The sequence below is a fragment of the Cryptosporangium arvum DSM 44712 genome, from assembly GCF_000585375.1.
Lineage (GTDB): Bacteria > Actinomycetota > Actinomycetes > Mycobacteriales > Cryptosporangiaceae > Cryptosporangium > Cryptosporangium arvum.
The window spans coordinates 5890194-5907656 of the sequence record NZ_KK073874.1 but is presented as its reverse complement, the minus strand read 5'-3'; the positions used below and the strand labels follow the sequence as shown (position 1 = coordinate 5907656).

The following is a 17463-nucleotide window of genomic DNA, read 5'->3' as shown; positions in this document are numbered from 1 at the left end:
CGCCATGGCCGCCATCGAGATGCGCAACATCGTCAAGGAGTACGGCGACGGCTTCAAAGCCGTGAACGACGTCAGCATCGACATCGCCGACGGCGAGTTCATGATCCTGGTCGGCCCGTCGGGCTGCGGGAAGTCGACGCTGCTGCGGATGATCGTCGGGCTGGAGGACATCACCGGTGGGGACATGCTCATCGGCGGCAACCGGGTGAACGAGAAGGCTCCCCGCGACCGCAACCTCTCGATGGTCTTCCAGAACTACGCGCTCTACCCGCACCTGTCGGTGTTCGAGAACATCGCGTTCCCGCTGCGCCTGAAGAAGGGCGTGGCCGAGTCGGAGATCCGGCAGCGGGTCGAGGAGGCCGCGGCCACGCTCGAACTGACCGAGCACCTCCAGCGCAAACCCGCGAACCTCTCCGGCGGGCAGCGCCAGCGGGTCGCGATGGGCCGGGCGATCGTGCGTCAGGCCGACGCGTTCCTGTTCGACGAACCGCTCTCCAACCTCGACGCGAAGCTGCGCGGCCAGATGCGTACCGAGATCTCCCGGATGCAGCGCCGCCTGGGCACCACCACGGTCTACGTCACCCACGACCAGACCGAGGCGATGACGCTCGGCGACCGGGTCGCGGTGCTGCGCCGGGGCGTCCTGCAGCAGGTCGCCAGCCCGCGCGAGCTCTACGAGCAGCCGGTGAACCTGTTCGTGGCCGGGTTCATCGGGTCACCGCCGATGAACTTCCTGCCCGCGGTGGTGGACGGCGCGACGCTCCGGCTGCCGTTCTTCGAACTCGGTCTCGACGACGAGCTGGCTCGCCGGGTCGACGGGCACGACCTGCTGCTGGCCGGCATCCGCCCGGAGTACTTCGAGGCCGCGCGGGCGACCGACAAGGACTACGGGGCGACGTTCCGGGCGCGGGTGGACGTCACCGAGTGGCTCGGTGACTCGCAGTACGCCTACCTGCCGTTCGAAGCGCCGGAACAGATCGCCCGGCAGCTGGCCGAGCTGGCCGCCGAACTCGACAGCGAGGCGTTGCGCACCCAGGTCGTCGCGTCCATCGACTCGATGACCCGGCTGCGTGAGAACGCCGAGGCGGAGTTCTGGGTCGACACCCGGCGCATCCACCTGTTCGACCCGCGCACCGGGGACAACCTCACCCGCGACGAGGCCGCCGCCGCCGAACTGGCCCAGCAAGAGGAAGAAGAGGTGCGGGTCCGCGCCGCGGACCACTGAGATGTGGTGGCGCGATGCCGTGATCTACCAGGTCTACATCCGCAGCTTCGCCGACGGGAACGGCGACGGGCTCGGTGACCTTGCCGGGCTGCGCAGCCGGCTCTCCTATCTCGCCGAGCTCGGCGTCGACGCGATCTGGATCAATCCGTGGTACCCGTCGCCGATGGCCGACGGCGGGTACGACGTCAGCGACTACCGGGACGTCGACCCGCGGTTCGGGACGCTCGACGACGCGGAGAGCCTGATCGCCGAGGCGCACGCGTACGGGTTGCGGGTGCTGCTGGACATCGTGCCCAACCACACCTCGAGCGAGCACCCGTGGTTCCTCGGAGCGCTGGCCGGGGGAGCCACCCGGGACCGCTACCTGTTCCGCCGCGGCCGGGGGGACGGGCCGCCCAACGACTGGCAGAGCGTCTTCGGCGGTCCGGCCTGGACCCGGGCGCCCGACGGCGAGTGGTACCTGCACCTGTTCGACCCCGCGCAGCCCGACCTGAACTGGGACCACCCCGACGTGCGCGCGTACTTCGTCGGGACGCTGAAGTTCTGGTTCGACCGCGGGGTCGACGGGTTCCGCATCGACGTCGCGCACTCGCTGATCAAGCAGGCCGGCCTGCCCGACCTGGGCACCGCACGCACCGACCCGCACCCCCACTGGGACCGCGACGAGGTGCACGAGGTCTACCGCGAGTGGCGCCGGGTCGCCGACGCCTACGACCCGCCGCGGATCTTCGTCGCCGAGGCCTGGGTGGACGAGCCGGAGCGGCTCTCGCGCTACCTGCGCCCGGACGAGCTGCACACCGCGTTCAACTTCCTCTACCTGACGGCGCCCTGGCGCGCCGCCGACCTGCGGCGCACGATCGTCCGGACGCTCGCGGAGCACCTGGCCGTCGGCGCGGCGCCCACCTGGGTGCTGTCCAACCACGACGTCGCCCGGCACCTGTCCCGCTACGCCCGGGCCGACCAGGGCGCCCCGACCCGCCAGCTCGCCGACCTGCTCGGCCGGCCGGCCGACCTGGCGCTGGGCGCCCGGCGGGTGCGTGCCGCGCTGCTGCTCACGCTCTCCCTGCCCGGCAGCGTCTACCTCTACCAGGGCGAGGAGCTCGGCCTGCCCGAGGTGGAGGACCTGCCCGAGAACGCGCTGCGCGACCCGACCTGGGCCCGTTCGGGCCGCACCGACCGCGGCCGCGACGGGTGCCGGGTGCCGCTGCCCTGGTCCGGTGACGCGCCCCCGTTCGGGTTCGGGCCCGGGCCCGGCACCTGGCTGCCGCAGCCGGCGTCGTGGGCGTCGCTGACCGCCGCGGCGCAGACCGGGGACCCGTCGTCGATGCTGGAGTTCTACCGGGAGGCGCTGCGCACGCGCCGGGCGCTGCCCGCGCTGCGTACCGCCCCGTTCCGCTTTCGCGACGACTTCGGCCCCGACGTGATCGCGTTCGAACGGGGGCCCGGCTTCCTCGGCGTCGTGAACCTCTCCGCCGCCCCCGTGCCTCTGCCCTCGCCGGCGACCGTGCTCCTGACCAGCGCGGACCTGACCGGCGACCGGTTGCCTCCGGACGCCGCGGCCTGGTTGACGCGCTAGGGGGTCGAACCCTGATGCGCGTCAGGGTTGGCACCTGCTAACTTCTGTTGGCATGTACGGTTCGCCACCTACCGGAGACGAGCTGGTCGCGGTCCTGTCGACGCTGGCCAACCCGCACCGGCTCCGGGTCGTGGCGGCGTTGCGCGCGGAGCGCACGTACGTCAGCCGGCTGGCCCGGGAACTGGGCATCAGCCGGCCGTTGCTCCAGGTGCACCTCCGCAAACTCCAGGCCGCGGGCCTGGTCACCTCGCAGCTCGAGCTGTCCGAGGACGGCAAGGCGCTGCGGTTCTACGAGGTCACCGAGTTCGCGTTCCACCTCACCCCGGACGCGATCGCGTCGGCCGTGCCCACGCTCACTCCCGACTCGAAGGAGTCTTGACCATGGATGGACATGAACTCGCGGAGGCCGTGGGGGCGTTCGGGATCACCACGTTCCTCACGGTGGTCGTCACCGTGCTGATCTGGCAGCTGTTCGGCACCTGGCGCGCGAAGGCGGCGCTCACCCGGGAGGCCGAGTACCGGGAGCTCACCGCTCAGGTCCTGCGCGCGCAGGAGGAATCCAACCGTCAGCTGGCCGATCTCTCCGGTCAGCTGACCGACCTGCGCACCCGGATGACCCAGCTCGAACGGGTGCTGACCGAAGTCGAGTAAAGGGTCGGGCCACCGAGCGGCAACTCGGTGGCCCGGCTGGAAGAAGCACTCCTCGCCTCGCGGCGAGTTCTCACGAACGCTGTCTCCCGTCGAAAGGACACCAGGTCATGCCTGGTCTGCGCAAATCGTTCTCCGGCGTGCCCGTGGTCGAGCGGCTGGCCGTCTGGTCGGCCGGCCACCGGACGCTCACGATCTCCGGCTGGCTGGTCTTCGTCGCCCTCGCCGTGGTGGTCAGCGGGCTGATCCCCGGCGGCGGCGCCCGGAGCGTCGATCCGGGCGAGTCCGGGCGGGCCCAGGAGGTGCTCGACGCCCAGCCCGGCGTCCAGGGCATCCAGGAGTCCGTGCTCGTCCAGTCGGCCGACCCCGCCGCGGTCCGCACCGGTGTCGCCGCCCTGGTCGCGGCGCTCGGCGACACCGACGTCGCGGGCATCTGGGCCCCGCCCGGCGCTGCGGCCGGTCCCACCGTCACCACCGACGCGACGCGGCTGAGCGCGGACGGCCGGTCGGCGCTCGTCACGTACCAGCTCGCCGGCCCGATCGACGGGGCACCGGAGCGGTTCGACGCGGTCACCGCCACCGTCGAGCGGGTCGCGGACCGCTATCCCGGCACCCGGATCGTCGCGGCCGGCGACCGGAGCCTCTCCGCGGCCGTCGAGCAGGCGATCGGGACCGACGTGCGCCGTTCCGAGCGGATCTCGCTGCCGCTGACCGTGCTGATCCTGCTCGTCGTCTTCGGCGCGCTGGTCGCCGCGAGCATCCCGGTGCTGCTCACCGCCACCGTGCTCGTCGCCACCTTCGGGTTGCTCCAACTCGTCGACCACTGGCTCGCGATCAACAGCGCGGCGACGACGATGGTGCTGCTCATCGGCGTCGCGATCGGCGTCGACTACACGCTGTTCTCGCTGCGCCGCGTCCGCGAGGAACGGGCCGCGGGGCGGGACACCGCGGCCGCCGTGCGCATCGCCGGCCGCACGTCGGGCCACGTCATCCTGGTGTCCGGCCTGGTCGTCGCGGTGTGCCTGGCCGGGCTGCTCTGGGTCGGCATCGACGTATTCCGCGGCGCCGCGGTCGGCATCGTGCTCGTCGTCGTGATCGCGGTGCTCGGTGCGCTCACCGTGCTCCCGGCGGTGCTCGCCGCGCTCGGCCCGCGCGTCGAGTGGGGACGACTGCCGTTCCTCGGGCGACGCCGGGCGTCCGGCCGGGAGTCCGTGGCCTGGGGCCGGCTGGCCACCGCGGTCACCCGTCGGCCGCTGGCCTGGGGCGGCGGTGCCGCGGTGCTCCTGGTGCTGCTGGCCGTCCCGGCCGCCGGGCTGCACCTGCAGGACGCCGCGGTCACCGACAGCCTGCCGCGCAGCGTCCCGGCGATCGATGCCGCGACCCGCATGGACACCGCGTTCCCGGGCGCGGCCGCACCCGCTCGCGTCGTGATCTGGTCGGACTCCGGCACCCGGCCGGACGTCGAACGGGTGCGCGCGGCGCTGGGCGGCCTCGACCGGGTCACGGTGATCCCCTACGGCGACGCGGTGCTCGCCCGGGTGCCGCTCGGCGGAACCGACGATGCCGCGAACCGGGCCCTGCGTGAGCTGCGCGAGGACACGCTGCCCGCGGCGCTGGACGGGTACCGCGTCGCCGTCGCCGGGCGCACCGCGTTCGCCGCCGACTTCACCGCCCAGCTCACCCGCCGGGCGCCGATCGTGATCGCGTTCGTGCTCGTGATCGCGTTCGTGCTGCTGCTGGCCGTGTTCGGCTCGGTGCGGCTGGCGGTCGCGTCGATCGTGCTGAACCTGCTCTCGATCGGCGCCGCGCTCGGCGTCCTCACCTGGGTGTTCCAGTACGCGACCGGCTACGGCGGGGTCGTGAGCTGGTTACCGCTGTTCCTGTTCGTGCTGCTGTTCGGGCTGAGCATGGACTACCACCTGTTCATCGTGAGCCGGATCCGCGAGCGGCGCTCGATCGTCGGCGGGATCGCGGCCAGCGCGGGGGTGGTGACGAGCGCCGCGGTGATCATGACCGCGGCGTTCTCGATCTTCGTGACGCTCAGCGCGATCGAGTACCGGATGCTCGGGGTCGGCGCGGCCGTCGCGATCCTCCTGGACGCCACAGTGGTGCGTGGCGTGCTGCTGCCGGCGTCGTTGTCGCTGCTCGGCCTGTACACCGACGGGGGCCGGCCGCGGGACCACCGGACGGGGGCCGATCGAGCGTCCGGTACCCGACATGACGGTGTCGCATCCGTCGCGAATGCGGATGGATAGGAGTGGCTCAACCGGTGACACATGCGGAGACGGGCGCCACGGGGGAGCCCGTCTCTGCCCGTCGGTCAGGCCAGCCGCTGCCGCACCCAGTCGTGGAACTGGGCGATGTGGTGCTCGCTCGGCACCAGCACGCCGCCGTTCGCGTAGACCCGCGAGCTCATCGCCGGCTGCGTGCGTTCGCACGCCTCGAAATCCTGCTGGTTGACGCGGTGGAACAGCTCCACCGACGCCGAGACGTCCGCACCGGACTCGACGACGCCCGGCAGGTACAGCCAGTCGCACTCGACGATCGTGCGGTCGGCGGCCAGCGGCACCATCCGGTGCAGGATCACGTGGTCGGGCACCAGGTTGACGAACACCTGGGGACGGATCGTGATCGCGTAGTAGCGGCGGTCCTGGTCGGCCGAGACGCCCGGGATGCGGTCGTGGCCGGCCGACCCGTCGACGGTGAAGCCCTCGACGTCCGCGCCGAACTCCGCGCCGTGCCCGACGTAGTACTGCGCGGCGTAGCCGTTCGCGAACTCCGGCAGCACCTCGGTGAGCTCCGGGTGGATCGTCGCGCAGTGGTAGCACTCCATGAAGTTCTCGACGATGAGCTTCCAGTTCGCCGCCACGTCGTAGGTGATCCGGCGCCCGACCTTGAGCGACGCGATGTCGTAGGCGTCGATGCTCTCCAGGTCGCCGAGGCGTTCGACGACCGCGCCCTCGACGTCGTGCGCGAAGTCCGGCGGCTCGTCGGCCAGGCACACCCAGACGTAGCCGAGCCACTCCCGGGTGTGCACGGTGACCAGCCCGTGGGCCTTCTTGTCGAGGTCGGGCATGCTCGCCAGGTTGGGCGCGGCGATCAGCGCGCCGGTCAGGTCGTAGGTCCAGGCGTGGTACGTGCACCGGAACGCGCGCCCGACCGAGCCCTCCTCGGCGGCGCAGAGCTGCGCGCCCCGGTGGCGGCAGACGTTGAGGAAACCGCGGATCGCCCGGTCCCGGCCGCGGGCGAGGACGACGCTCTCCCGGCCGATCCGCACGGTGCGGAACGAGCCCGGGCCGGGCAGGTCGTCGGCGCGGACCGCGCAGAACCACATCGTCTCGAAGATGCGCTCCTGCTCCCGCGCGAACAACGCGGGGTCGGTGTAGTGCGGTCCGGGCAGGGTGCGGAGCAGGCTCGGGCTTTCGAGGGCGGTCATCAGCACCGGATCCGTTCCATCGCAGGGTCGAACAGCGGCTCGGTGCCGACGGTGGCGGCGAGCATCGTGCCCAGGTAGCCGATGCTCACGGCGTCCCCGGGGCGCAGCGACGCCGGCAGCCACGCGTACGCGACGCACCGGCCGATCGTGTAGCCGTAGGCCGCGCTGGTGACGTAGCCCGCGGGCGCTCCCTCGTGATGCACGGGCTCCTTGCCCAGCACCACGGCGGTCGGGTCGTCGAGCGTGAGCACGGTCAGGCGCCGGTCGGGTTCGCCCCGGTCGCGCAGCGCGTCGCGTCCGATGAAGTCCTTGTCGTCGCGCACCGCGAACGCGAGACCGGCCGCGTACGGGTCGTGCTCGGTGGTCATGTCGGTACCGGCGAGCCGGTAGCCCTTCTCCAGCCGCAGGCTGTTGAACGCGCTGCGCCCGGCCGCGATCACGCCGTGCCGCCGGCCGGCGTCCCACAGCGTGTCCCACAGGCGCAGGCCCAGCTCGGCGGACGTGTACAGCTCCCAGCCCAGCTCGCCGACGTACGACAGGCGCAGTGCGACGACCGGCACGTCCCCGACGTCCAGGGACCGGGCCTTGAAGTACCCGAACGCGCGGTGGCCGACGTCGGTGCCGGTGAGCGGCTGGAGCACGTCACGCGCCCGCGGGCCCCAGAGACCGATGCAGCAGGTGGCGCCGGTGATGTCGCGGACGGCCACGTCGGCGGGGGCGTAGCGCAGGAACCGGTCGAGGTCGAGCGGGCCGTTGACGCCGACCTGGAAACGGTCGGGGGCCAGCCGCGCCACGGTCAGGTCGCTGCGCACCCCGCCGGCCTCGTCCAGCAGCAGCGTGTACGTCACCGCGCCGGGGGCCTTGTCGAGGTTGTTCGTCGTCATCCGCTGGAGGAAGCCCAGCGCGCCGGGCCCGGCGACCTCGAGCCGGCTCAGCGGGGTCATGTCGTACATCGCGACCCGCTCGCGGGTGACCAGGGCCTCGGCGCCGGCGGTCCTCGACCAGTGTTTCGCCGACCAGGCGTCGCGGTCCGGGATGCCCTGGGCCTCGGGCAGGTCGTCGTTCGCGCGGAACCACAGCGGACGCTCCCAGGCCGCACCCTCGGTGAACACCGCCCCGAGCTCCCGCTGGCGCGGGTGGAACGGGCTGACCCGCAGCGGGCGCGGTTCGGCCGGCGGGTCGAGCGGGTGCAGGATGTCGTAGACCTCGACGAAGTTGCGCGCGGCGCGGGTGCGGACGTAGGAATCGGTGAGCTGGACCGGGTCGAACCGGTAGAGGTCGCACTCGTGGACGTCGACGCTCGGCTGCCCGTCGACGATCCACTCGGCGACCGCCTTCGCGACCCCGGCCGAGTGCGTCACCCAGACCGCCTCGGCGATCCAGAGCCCGGGCAGTTCGCGGTGCTCACCGATCAGCGGGAACCCGTCGGCGGTGAACGAGAAGATGCCGTTGATGCCCTCGTCGACCTTCGTCTCGGCCAGCGCGGGCAGCAGCGCGACCGCGTCGTCCCAGCTCGGGTCGAAGTCCGCGGGTGTGAACTCCTCGACGCTCGGCATCACGGCCGACTCGTCGTGGCGGCGGATGTGCTCGACCGGCATCGGCCGGTGCGCGTAGGAACCGATGCCGACGCGGTCGCCGTGCTCGCGGAAGTAGAGGTCGGCGTCCTGGTGGCGCAGGATCGGCGCGCGGCCGTCACCGGGCAGCGCGGCGACCGGGCCGGTCCGCACGTACTGGTGGGCCAGCGGGAGCAGCGGGATCGTCAGGTCGACGAGCGCGCCGAACCGTGGGCCCCAGAAGCCGGCCGCGCCGATCACGACGTCGGCGTCGAAGCTGCCCCGATCGGTGTCGACGCCGGCGACCCGGCCGTCCGGGGCCGTGCGGACGGCGGTGACGCGGTGGCCGCCGAGGAACCGCGCCCCGCGTGCGATCGCGCGCTCGGCCTGGAACGTGACCGCGTCGACGGCGCCGACCAGGCCGTCGGTGGGCGTGTGGAAACCGCCGAGGATCTTCTCCGGGCTCAGCAGCGGGTGCAGTGCGGCGGCCCGCTCGGGGTCGAGCACCTCGCCGGGCAGGCCCCAGGACGTGGCGAGACCGGCGCGGCGGTGCAGCTCGGTCAGCCGCTCCGGGGTCGTGGCCACCTCGAGGCCGCCGACCGGCCGGAACGCCCGCTCGCCGAAGCCGCGCAGCTTCTCCACCGTGTACTGGGCGAAGTTCGTCATCGTCTTGCTCGGGTTGGTCTGGAAGACCAGGCCGGGCGCGTGCGAACTCGACCCGCCGGTGGCGTAGAGGGGGCCCTGGTCGAGGACGAGCACGTCGGTCCAGCCGCGCTGGGTCAGCTCGTCGGCGATCGCACTGCCGACGATGCCGGCGCCGACGATTATCACTTTCGTCATGCCTGGGCCTCCGTCGCGCTCAGTGCGGGAATTCGCCGGACGGGACGACGTGGATGACGCCGTCGACGACCACGACCGGGTGGGTGCGGACTGCGACCTTCGCGGGCAGGCCGTCCGGCTTCCCGGTGCGCAGGTCGAAGCGGGACGCGTGCAGCGGGCACTCCACCGCGCACTCCTCGATCCAGCCGTCGGCCAGCGAGGCGTCCTGGTGGGTGCAGGTGTCGTCGAGCGCGTAGAGCTCACCGTCGTCGGTGCGGAACACGCTGATCGGGGGAGTGAGGTCGAGCCGGTGGCTCTCGCCGGGGGGAAGGTCGTCCAGGGGGCAGACGGGAATCATGCGAACCCCTCGAGGTGTGCGTCAGACAGAAGGGTGTGCGTCATGCAGAACGCGGTGCGCCCTCCGCAACAGGGTCGGATCCGGCGCGCCCCGGTGTCAAGAGGTCGGGATGCGGGTGCGGTCGATGAGCGTTGAATCGACCTGATGAGTACTTCAGGGGAACCGGCGCGGGCCGACCGGCTGGCCGAGCGCATGGCCCGCGACGGGGCGGCGTGCGTCTGGTGCGGCCGGGAGTTCGGGCGCCTGGTGCGCCCGACGACCGATCACCTGGTGCCGCGGGTCAAGGGCGGCCCGTCCTGGCTGGAGAACGAGGTCGCGGCGTGCGGGCGGTGCAACCGGGCGCGCGGGCACCGCGGCGCCGCCGACTGGGCCGACGAGTGCGAGCGGCTCGGGTGGCCGGTGGACCGCGCCCGCCTCGCCCGGACGCTGCGTGAGCTGGCGTCCGCGATCGCGGAGCGGGGCGGCCAGCGCCGGGCCCGCACCCAGATCGCGTCCCAGCTGCGGCGGCTCCAGGTCCGGTCCCGCGGATCTCGCTCGCCGGACGGGCTCTAGCGGAACGGGCCGCGCAGCGCCGCCCACTGCAGCAACATGATGGTCTTGGCGTCGGCGATGTCACCCTGCTCGATCAGCGCCAGCGCCTTGTCGAAGTCGAGCTCGACGACCTCGATGTCCTCACCCTCGCCGGCGACCCCGCCGCCCTCCGACGTCCGGCTCTGGGCGCTGTAGGGCGCCGCGTAGAAGCTGAGCCGCTCGGTGATCGACCCCGGGCTCATGTACGCGTCGAACACGTGCTCGACCGCGCCGACCGTGTGCCCGGTCTCCTCGGCGGCCTCGCGCCGGATCGCGGTCTCCGGGTCGTCGCCGTCCAGCAGCCCCGCCGCGGCCTCCAGCAGCATCCCGTCCGGGTGGTCGTTGACGTAGGCCGGGAAGCGGAACTGGCGGGTGAGCAGCACGGTGCGCCGGGCGAGATCGTAGAGCAGGATCGTGGCGCCGTTCCCGCGGTCGTAGGTCTCGCGTGACTCGGTCGTCACCCGCCCGTCGCGGTGGCGGTACGTGAACGTGTTCCTGCGCAGCACGTACCAGCTGGACGCGAGCAGCTCGACGTCGAGCACCTCGACCCGCGGGTTGCCGCGCAGGTCACGGCCGGTCAGGTGCAGCCCGGTGCGGCCACGGCCATCCGGAACGTCCACTCCTGGAGTGCCCTTGTCGTTCGACGTCATCTCCCCATCATTACGCACGGTTGTGACGCGTCTCGGCAGGGGTGTCCGGTTCAGCCACTGTGGACGCCGCATGAGTGCCCCGGTCCGTGGTTACTTGGAGAGGGAAGCGATCGACCACGCCGAACGGAGGGCGAGATGACGGACGTCGACTGGGCCGCGCTGCGCACGGAGTACGACACCGGGGTCGCGGAGCTGCGGGCCGCGTCGTCCCGGTTCCGGCAGTCGCCCGGCCTCGACCGGGAGCTCCGCACCGGCCTCGCCGACCTGTTCGACGGTCTGGCCGACGACGCCGAGACCACCGGGCCCGATCCGCGAGCGCTCGCGGTGGCGCGGGCGCTCGCGGCGGCCGCCCCCGACCCGGCCCTGCGGCAGGTCGAGCCGCCGCGCGTGACCGAGCCCGTGCCGGTCGTGGCGTCGGCGGTGGCGCACGGGCGGCCGGCGACGCGTGCCGACGTGCTGATCGCCCGGGTCGCGGTCGCCGCCGCTTCGGTCTGGCACCGCGTCCGCCGCGGCGCGTGAGACCCGGCCGGCGGGGTAGTGGAGATAGCGTTGGGTGAGCGCCCGATGACTGGCCGCTCACTAGTCCGACGCGAGGAGCGCACGTCATGGGCCGACGGAGCGGGTACGTGCGGGTGACGGCGGCGGTCGCCGCGGTGGTGCTGCTCGGGGGGTGCAGCGCGCTCGGGACGGAGGCCGAGCCCGCGGCCGACGCCACGCGCAGCCCGTCGGCCGCGGCGGGCACCTCGATCCCGGACGTCGTCGAGATCGTCGAACCGAGCGTGGTCACGGTCACCGCCGGGCGGTCGCAGGGCAGCGGGGTCGTCTACCGCAAGGACACCGTCGTCACCAACCAGCACGTCGTCGGCACCGCCCGGTCGGTCACGCTGACGCTCGCCGACGGCGCGAGCGTGAACGGCACGGTCGTCGGCACCGACGAGATCGCCGACCTCGCGGTCATCAAGGCCGCACGCACCAACCTGCCGGCGATCGCGATCCGCGACGATCTGCCCCGCTCCGGTGAGGTCGCGCTGGCGATCGGCAGCCCGCTCGGCTTCGAGAACACGGTCACCCAGGGCATCATCTCCGGCGTCGGCCGCCAGATCCCGGCCGAGCAGACCGGCGGACGGCCGCTCGTCGACCTGATCCAGACCGACGCCGCGATCTCGCCGGGCAACTCCGGTGGCGGGTTGTTCGACAGCCAGGGCCGCCTGGTCGGCATCAACGAGGCGTACATCCCGCCCTCGGCCGGAGCGGTGTCGCTGGGGTTCGCGATCCCGAGCGCGACCGTGGTGGACGTCGCCGACCAGCTGCTGCGCACCGGCAAGGCCGTCCACCCGTATCTCGGGGTGTCGCTGGCCCAGCTCACCGACGCGGTGCGCAACGCGCTCGGCGTCGACGCCGAGAAGGGCGCAGTCGTGGTCCGGGTGGGCGCGGGAACGCCGGCGGCGACGGCGGGCATCCGCACCGGGGACGTCATCACGAAGATCGGTGCGCAGGACGTGGCCGACGTCGAGGACGTGTACGCGGCGGTGCGCGCGGTGAACCCGGGCGACCGGGTCGAGGTCGTGGTGCAGCGAGGCGGTGACGCCGTGACCGTGCCGGTGACGGTGGGCCGGATCACCGGCTGACCCCGGTGCAACAGATCCGGGGCCCGGCGCGTCCTGGGGACGACCGGGGAGGTTGTCCATGCCGGAGCCCGACGGCTTCGAAGATTTCGTGTCCCGCCGCGCCCACGCGCTGACCCGCTACGGGTTCGTCCTGGCCGGTAACCCGCACGACGCGGCCGACCTGGTGCAGGAAGCGCTGATCCGGCTGCGTGGCGCCTGGGACCGGGTCGAACGCCGCGACGACCCGGAGGCGTACGTCCGCACGACGATGGCCCGGCTCCACATCAGCTGGTGGCGCAAACGCCGCCGGGAACGGCTCACCGACGCGGTACCGGAGCGCTGGGCCGCCGACCCCGGCATCAGCCGGGTCGAGAACGACGTCGGGGTGTGGACGGCGCTGGCGCACGTGCCGCCGCGCCAGCGGGCCGTCCTCGTGCTGCGCTACTACGAGGGGCTCGGCGACGACACGATCGCCGCCCGGTTACGCATCAGCCGCGGCACCGTCCGCAGCCAGGCCCAGCGCGGGCTGGCCGCCCTCCGCGCGCGACTCGACCCCGAGATCCCCGAAGTTCTCACCATCGACGGGAGGCGTCATGTCTGACCCGCGGCGCGACGTGACCGACGTCCTCGTGGACACGCTGAACCGGGTCGCCGACGCGGCACCGCCGCCGCCGGCCGACCTCTACCGGACCGTGACCGCGGGCTACCGGCGGCGGCGGAGCGGTCTGGTCGCGGCGGCCGCCGCCGGGGTCGTGCTCGTGCTGCTCGTCGGCGTCGTGAGCGTCCTGGCCGTCGCCCGCGACGCGCCACCCCCGGTCGCGACCACCCCGACCACCGTCGAAGGCCTCTGGCCGGACGCGATCCGCACGCTGCCGGGCACTGTCGGCGGTGAGGGGTACCGGGTCGAGGCGATGCTGCCGGACGGCCGGGCGGTCGCCGTCATCGAGGACCAGCGGAGGGCCACCCGGCTCGTCCTGCTCCGCGGCTCGTCGGTGACGCCGGTGTCCACGCACTCGGCGCCGGCGCCGCGCTGGGCCCACGTCTCCAACGTCCGGGCGAACGGCAGGTGGATCGTCTGGCTGGTGAACGGCCGGGGCGGGGCGCCGGAGATCTGGAGCGCTCCCGTCGGCACGCTGACGCCGGCGCTGGTCACGACCGTGACCTTCCGGGGCCACACCACGTCGGTCGAACTCGACGGCGACACGGTTTTCTACGGGCCGACACCGCAGGGCGTGCGCGCCGTCGACCTGCGCACCCGCGCGACGGCCCAGTTCCAGGACACGGCGTCCGACCATCCCCGCTTCTGGCCCTGGCTGACCCGCACGGGAAAGACACCGCCGACGCTGCGCAACGTCCGTACCGGTGAGGTCCGGACCGCGCGGTCGCCCGCGGACACGTGCACGCCGGTCTGGTGCCTGTCGGCGCGGGACGGCTCGACGATCGACCTCGTGCGCCTCGACGGGACCGAATGGCAGTCGTTCACCGGCTACCAGACCGGATTCTCCGGGATGGTGCCGTTCCGCGACCGGTACCTCGTGCTCATCCGTAATGACCGGGAGGCCGACGGGAGCCGACGGCTGGACCTGGTCGACCTGGTCGCGCGGCGCACGGTCGAGCTGGGCCGGCTGCACGGCTCCTCGACGGTGCCGGTCGGGTTCGAGTTCGGCGACGACACCGCCTTCTGGCCCACGTCCGGCGCGCGGAGCGCACGGGTGCTCGACCTGAGGAAACTGCCCTGATCGGGGACAATGGCGTCCATGTCCAGTGAGAACGCCAGAGGCCGGGTCCGGGTCGAGCCGGGCCGCAAACGGGTCCGCGCGCTGGTCGCGGGGCGGGTGGTCGCCGATACGCGCCACCCGGTGCTGGTCTGGGAGGTTCCCTACTACCCGGCCTACTACCTGCCGCGCGACGACGTCCTGGCCGAGCTGGTCGCGACCGGCGAGGTGAGTCGGTCGCCCAGCCGGGGCGACGGTGTCGTGCACGACGTCGTGCTCCCGGACCGGACGCTGCCGAGCGCGGCGGTGACGTTCCCGTCGTCGCCGCTCCCGGAACTCCGCGCGCTGGTCCGGCTCGACTGGGCGTCGATGGACGAGTGGCTGGAGGAGGACGAGCCGGTCTACGTCCACCCCCGCGACCCGTACAAGCGCGTCGACATCCTGAGCAGCAGCCGCCACGTTCAGGTCAGCGTCGACGGCGTCGTGGTGGCCGACTCCCGTCAGCCGCGGATCCTGTTCGAGACGTCGCTGCCGCCGCGTTACTACCTGCCGCTGACCGACGTGCGGCTCGAGCTGCTCCGGCCGTCGGAGCTGGTCACGCACTGCCCGTACAAGGGCGCCGCGACCTACTGGGACGTCGTGCTGGAGTCGGGCGCCGAGCACCGGAACATCGTCTGGACCTACCGGTCGCCGCTGCCGGAGAGCCAGAAGGTGACGGGGCTGGCCGCGTTCTACGACGAGAAGGTCGACGTGACGATCGACGGTGTCGTGCAGGAACGGCCGGAGACCCACTTCAGCTGAGTTCGGTGGGCACCGCCACGACGTCGACCATCGCGCCGTTGCGGAAGACGGTGAGCGGTAACGGCCGGCCGATGGCGTCGGTGAACAGCAGTTTCTGCAGCCCCTGGGCGTCGCGGACCGGGGCGCGGGCGGCGTCGAGCAGGAGGTCTCCGGCGCGCAGCCCGGCCCGGGCGGCGGGGCTGCCCGCCACGACCTCGACGACGCGCAGGCCGCGTGCTTCGCCGAGCTTCTCCGGTAGCGGCACCGGGGCGGTCACCAGCCCGAGGTAGGCCCGCCGGACCCGGCCGTCGGCCTCCAGCGCGCGAAGGATCCGGCGCGTCGTCGCGTTGATCGGCACCGCGAGCCCGACGCCGACCCCGGCGACCGCGGTGTTGATGCCGACGACCCGGCCCTCCGCGTCGGCGAGCGCTCCGCCGGAGTTGCCGGGGTTGAGCGCGGCGTCGGTCTGGATGACGTCCTCGATCAGGCGGGTGGTGCCGGCGCTGCGTGCCGGGAGCGAGCGGCCGAGCGCGCTCACCACCCCGGCCGTGACCGTGCCGGAGAGCCCGAGCGGGTTGCCCACCGCGACGACCAGCTGCCCCACCTGCAGCGCGTCGGCGTCGCCCAGTTCGGCGGCGTCGCCGGGGGTCTCGTCGGCGCGGGCGACCGCGAGGTCGGAGAGCGGGTCGGCGCCGATCACCCGGAACCGGGTCTCCGAGCCGTCGGCGAACGCGACCCTTCCCCCGTCGGCACCGGCCACGACGTGGGCGTTCGTCAGCAGCAGACCGTCGTGGCCGACGACCACCGCGGACCCGGCGCCCTCACCGCGCCGGCTGCGGACGGTCAGCGCCGCGACCTGCGGCCCGACGGTGCGGGCGACCCGGGTGACGATTTGAGAGTAGACGTCGAGCATCGGGCCTCCTTGATTACAGTGCAACAACTGTTGCTCGGTTCGGGGCGGCCGGCCAGGTCTGTTTACGATTCCGCCGTGAGCGCAGACGCAGCCGGACCCGACATCGACCGCGAAGTCCTGGACTGGGATCTGTTCGGGACCGCGTCCCGTGACCTGGCGACGCAGATCGCCGAGGACGGATACCGGCCCGAGATCGTGCTCGCGATCGCCCGCGGCGGGCTGCTGCCGGCCGGTGCGCTGGCGTACGCGCTCGACGTCAAGAACGTGGCGACGATAAACGTCGAGTTCTACACCGGGGTGGACGAGCGCCTCGCCGTGCCGGTGATGCTCCCGCCGGTACCCGAGATCGTCGACCTGGCCGGAGCCCGCGTCCTCATCGTCGACGACGTCGCCGACACCGGTCGCACGCTCGAGGTCGTCTCCGGGTTCTGCGGTGCCCACGTCGCCGAGGCACGGACCGCGGTGCTCTACGAGAAGCCGCAGTCGCTGGTGAAGTGCGAGTACGTCTGGCGGCGCACCGACCGCTGGATCAACTTCCCCTGGTCGACCCTGCCTCCGGTGGTGTAGGCCTGTAGGGGTGCGGATCGGGGTGATCGGGGCCGGCATCGTCGGTCTGTCGACCGCGTACGCGCTGCGGCGCTACCCCGTCACCGTGCGCGTCTTCGACCGCGCGGCGCCGATGACCGGCCGCTCGCGCGGCGACACCCGCATCTTCCGCTACGCCCACGACACGCCCGCCCTGGTGCGCTACGCGGTCCGGGCACGGGAGGGCTGGAGCCGCTGGGAGCGCACGACCGGGCAGGTCCTGATCGGCGCCGAGACCACCGTGGTCAGCGGGGCCGGCGCGGCCGAGCGGTACGCGGCGATGCGCGCCGCCGGTGTCCGCTGTGGACTCTATCCGTCGCTCTCGTCCGTCCCGGGCCTGCCCGCGCAGCCGGACACACCCGGCCCCTTCCTGGTCGACCCGGCCGGCGGCGTGATCCGGGCCGCCCGCACCGGCGCGTTCCTGGCCGCCGCGGTACGCCGCGGTCTCGTGGTCGACGACGTGGAGCGCGTCACCGTGCACGGGCACACCGCGACGATCCATTCGTCCCGAGGGAGCTGGCAGTGCGACTCGGTGCTGGTCGCGGCGGGGGCGGGGCCGCTGACCTCCGAGGTGGTGGCCGACCCCGAGCATCACTTCCGGTTCACGTTTCCGCTGGTGCCCGGCGCTGATCTGCGGTGCTGGATCGAGCGGAGCGCTTCCTGGCGGGACGGGTTCACGACCTACGGGCACCTCGCCGGTGCGGGGCTCTGGGCTCTGGGAGCCCACTTACCGGCCGAGGACACCGCCTGGTCGTTGCCGGTCGCGGAGGCGCGTCGCCGGGCGCTGTCCGCCGTGACGGCGTACGTGCGTGAGTTCCTGTCCGACGTCGTCGCGCCGGAGCCGGTCGACGAGGTCTACTGCGCCCCCACCCGTGGGCTCGGCGACGGGATCCACGTCGCTCGGTCCGGCCCGGTTCTGTCGGTGTGGGGTGAGAACCTGTTCAAGTTCGCGCCGGCGCTGGGGGCGGATCTCGCGGCCGCGGTGGCGTCCCGCGGTTTACCGGAGGATCTTCCGTAGTACGAGCAGA

Annotated in this window: 18 protein-coding genes; 13 read left to right on the top strand and 5 right to left on the bottom strand. The window is 72.9% G+C overall.

What is annotated here, in order from left to right; genetic code table 11:
• Positions 1-4 precede the first annotated feature (4 nt).
• From CRYAR_RS27090 to CRYAR_RS27070, 5 genes are all read left to right on the top strand, one after another.
• Positions 5-1225, top strand: coding sequence for an ABC transporter ATP-binding protein (locus CRYAR_RS27090; protein WP_035856204.1), 1221 nt, complete (start codon positions 5-7; stop codon positions 1223-1225).
• A 1-nt stretch (position 1226) separates the two neighbouring features.
• Entirely contained in the window at positions 1227-2801 is a 1575-nt protein-coding gene (locus CRYAR_RS27085) for a glycoside hydrolase family 13 protein (protein ID WP_035856201.1), read from the top strand.
• Positions 2802-2853: 52 nt separating this feature from the next.
• Positions 2854-3180: an ArsR/SmtB family transcription factor gene (locus tag CRYAR_RS27080; protein WP_035856197.1), complete on the top strand. Its 327-nt coding sequence runs from the start codon at positions 2854-2856 to the stop codon at positions 3178-3180.
• Between the two features lie 2 nt (positions 3181-3182).
• Positions 3183-3452 carry a hypothetical protein gene (locus CRYAR_RS27075; protein WP_035856194.1) on the top strand — a complete coding sequence of 90 codons (270 nt, stop codon included), beginning with the start codon at positions 3183-3185 and terminating at the stop codon, positions 3450-3452.
• Between the two features lie 107 nt (positions 3453-3559).
• On the top strand, positions 3560-5704 hold the full coding sequence (locus CRYAR_RS27070; RefSeq protein WP_051571005.1) for an MMPL family transporter: 2145 nt from the start codon (positions 3560-3562) through the stop codon (positions 5702-5704).
• 65 nt (positions 5705-5769) lie between these two features.
• Here the strand turns inward: CRYAR_RS27070 and CRYAR_RS27065 are convergent, their stop codons facing one another.
• Genes CRYAR_RS27065 through CRYAR_RS27055 form a run of 3 tightly spaced genes read right to left on the bottom strand, consistent with a single transcriptional unit; the run spans position 5770 to position 9615 of the window.
• Positions 5770-6885, bottom strand: coding sequence for an aromatic ring-hydroxylating oxygenase subunit alpha (locus CRYAR_RS27065; RefSeq protein WP_035866586.1), 1116 nt, complete (start codon positions 6883-6885; stop codon positions 5770-5772).
• The gene (locus CRYAR_RS27060; RefSeq protein ID WP_035856191.1) at positions 6885-9278 is read right to left on the bottom strand and encodes a GcvT family protein; all 2394 of its coding nucleotides are present in this window, start codon (positions 9276-9278) and stop codon (positions 6885-6887) included. The genes CRYAR_RS27065 and CRYAR_RS27060 overlap by 1 nt, the downstream gene beginning before the upstream one ends.
• Positions 9279-9297: 19 nt before the next feature.
• On the bottom strand, positions 9298-9615 hold the full coding sequence (locus tag CRYAR_RS27055; protein ID WP_035856188.1) for a bifunctional 3-phenylpropionate/cinnamic acid dioxygenase ferredoxin subunit: 318 nt from the start codon (positions 9613-9615) through the stop codon (positions 9298-9300).
• Positions 9616-9759: 144 nt separating this feature from the next.
• Here CRYAR_RS27055 and CRYAR_RS27050 point away from each other — a divergent pair, with 144 nt between their 5' ends.
• A complete protein-coding gene (locus CRYAR_RS27050; RefSeq protein ID WP_035856185.1) occupies positions 9760-10167 on the top strand; it encodes an HNH endonuclease in 408 nt (135 codons plus the stop codon).
• On the opposite strand, the gene CRYAR_RS27045 is transcribed toward CRYAR_RS27050, so the two are convergent.
• A complete protein-coding gene (locus CRYAR_RS27045; protein ID WP_035856180.1) occupies positions 10164-10835 on the bottom strand; it encodes an NUDIX domain-containing protein in 672 nt (223 codons plus the stop codon). The two genes, CRYAR_RS27050 and CRYAR_RS27045, sit on opposite strands and share 4 nt — an antisense overlap.
• 135 nt (positions 10836-10970) lie before the next feature.
• On the opposite strand from CRYAR_RS27045, the gene CRYAR_RS27040 reads away from it, so the two are divergent.
• From CRYAR_RS27040 to CRYAR_RS27020, 5 genes are all read left to right on the top strand, one after another.
• The gene (locus CRYAR_RS27040; protein WP_035856178.1) at positions 10971-11354 is read left to right on the top strand and encodes a hypothetical protein; all 384 of its coding nucleotides are present in this window, start codon (positions 10971-10973) and stop codon (positions 11352-11354) included.
• A gap of 86 nt (positions 11355-11440) precedes the next feature.
• The gene (locus tag CRYAR_RS27035) at positions 11441-12463 is read left to right on the top strand and encodes a S1C family serine protease (RefSeq protein ID WP_051571004.1); all 1023 of its coding nucleotides are present in this window, start codon (positions 11441-11443) and stop codon (positions 12461-12463) included.
• 58 nt (positions 12464-12521) lie between these two features.
• Positions 12522-13043 (top strand): SigE family RNA polymerase sigma factor, encoded by a 522-nt coding sequence (locus CRYAR_RS27030; protein WP_035856174.1) that lies wholly within the window; start codon positions 12522-12524, stop codon positions 13041-13043.
• Positions 13036-14181: a hypothetical protein gene (locus CRYAR_RS27025; protein ID WP_157018087.1), complete on the top strand. Its 1146-nt coding sequence runs from the start codon at positions 13036-13038 to the stop codon at positions 14179-14181. The genes CRYAR_RS27030 and CRYAR_RS27025 overlap by 8 nt, the downstream gene beginning before the upstream one ends.
• Positions 14182-14199: 18 nt before the next feature.
• Positions 14200-14958, top strand: a complete 759-nt coding sequence (locus CRYAR_RS27020; RefSeq protein ID WP_084701987.1) for a DUF427 domain-containing protein — start codon at positions 14200-14202, stop codon at positions 14956-14958.
• On the opposite strand, the gene CRYAR_RS27015 is transcribed toward CRYAR_RS27020, so the two are convergent.
• Positions 14951-15850: a S1C family serine protease gene (locus tag CRYAR_RS27015; RefSeq protein WP_051571003.1), complete on the bottom strand. Its 900-nt coding sequence runs from the start codon at positions 15848-15850 to the stop codon at positions 14951-14953. The genes CRYAR_RS27020 and CRYAR_RS27015 overlap by 8 nt on opposite strands.
• 75 nt (positions 15851-15925) lie before the next feature.
• Between CRYAR_RS27015 and CRYAR_RS27010 the strand changes: the two genes are divergently transcribed.
• Both CRYAR_RS27010 and CRYAR_RS27005 read left to right on the top strand, forming a co-directional pair.
• A complete protein-coding gene (locus CRYAR_RS27010) occupies positions 15926-16417 on the top strand; it encodes a phosphoribosyltransferase (protein WP_245620510.1) in 492 nt (163 codons plus the stop codon).
• 10 nt (positions 16418-16427) lie between these two features.
• Complete coding sequence (locus tag CRYAR_RS27005; protein ID WP_035856159.1) at positions 16428-17453, top strand: NAD(P)/FAD-dependent oxidoreductase; 1026 nt, start codon at positions 16428-16430, stop codon at positions 17451-17453.
• Positions 17454-17463: the final 10 nt, after the last annotated feature.

Excerpts from the sequence above, each read along its gene's own strand:
- CRYAR_RS27090 (WP_035856204.1), top strand. The coding sequence starts at position 5 with ATGGCCGCCATCGAGATGCGCAACATCGTCAAGGAGTACGGCGACGGC.
- CRYAR_RS27085 (WP_035856201.1), top strand. The coding sequence starts at position 1,227 with ATGTGGTGGCGCGATGCCGTGATCTACCAGGTCTACATCCGCAGCTTC.
- CRYAR_RS27080 (WP_035856197.1), top strand. The coding sequence starts at position 2,854 with ATGTACGGTTCGCCACCTACCGGAGACGAGCTGGTCGCGGTCCTGTCG.
- CRYAR_RS27075 (WP_035856194.1), top strand. The coding sequence starts at position 3,183 with ATGGATGGACATGAACTCGCGGAGGCCGTGGGGGCGTTCGGGATCACC.
- CRYAR_RS27070 (WP_051571005.1), top strand. The coding sequence starts at position 3,560 with ATGCCTGGTCTGCGCAAATCGTTCTCCGGCGTGCCCGTGGTCGAGCGG.
- CRYAR_RS27065 (WP_035866586.1), bottom strand. The coding sequence starts at position 6,885 with ATGACCGCCCTCGAAAGCCCGAGCCTGCTCCGCACCCTGCCCGGACCG.
- CRYAR_RS27060 (WP_035856191.1), bottom strand. The coding sequence starts at position 9,278 with ATGACGAAAGTGATAATCGTCGGCGCCGGCATCGTCGGCAGTGCGATC.
- CRYAR_RS27055 (WP_035856188.1), bottom strand. The coding sequence starts at position 9,615 with ATGATTCCCGTCTGCCCCCTGGACGACCTTCCCCCCGGCGAGAGCCAC.
- CRYAR_RS27050 (WP_035856185.1), top strand. The coding sequence starts at position 9,760 with ATGAGTACTTCAGGGGAACCGGCGCGGGCCGACCGGCTGGCCGAGCGC.
- CRYAR_RS27045 (WP_035856180.1), bottom strand. The coding sequence starts at position 10,835 with ATGACGTCGAACGACAAGGGCACTCCAGGAGTGGACGTTCCGGATGGC.
- CRYAR_RS27040 (WP_035856178.1), top strand. The coding sequence starts at position 10,971 with ATGACGGACGTCGACTGGGCCGCGCTGCGCACGGAGTACGACACCGGG.
- CRYAR_RS27035 (WP_051571004.1), top strand. The coding sequence starts at position 11,441 with ATGGGCCGACGGAGCGGGTACGTGCGGGTGACGGCGGCGGTCGCCGCG.
- CRYAR_RS27030 (WP_035856174.1), top strand. The coding sequence starts at position 12,522 with ATGCCGGAGCCCGACGGCTTCGAAGATTTCGTGTCCCGCCGCGCCCAC.
- CRYAR_RS27025 (WP_157018087.1), top strand. The coding sequence starts at position 13,036 with ATGTCTGACCCGCGGCGCGACGTGACCGACGTCCTCGTGGACACGCTG.
- CRYAR_RS27020 (WP_084701987.1), top strand. The coding sequence starts at position 14,200 with ATGTCCAGTGAGAACGCCAGAGGCCGGGTCCGGGTCGAGCCGGGCCGC.
- CRYAR_RS27015 (WP_051571003.1), bottom strand. The coding sequence starts at position 15,850 with ATGCTCGACGTCTACTCTCAAATCGTCACCCGGGTCGCCCGCACCGTC.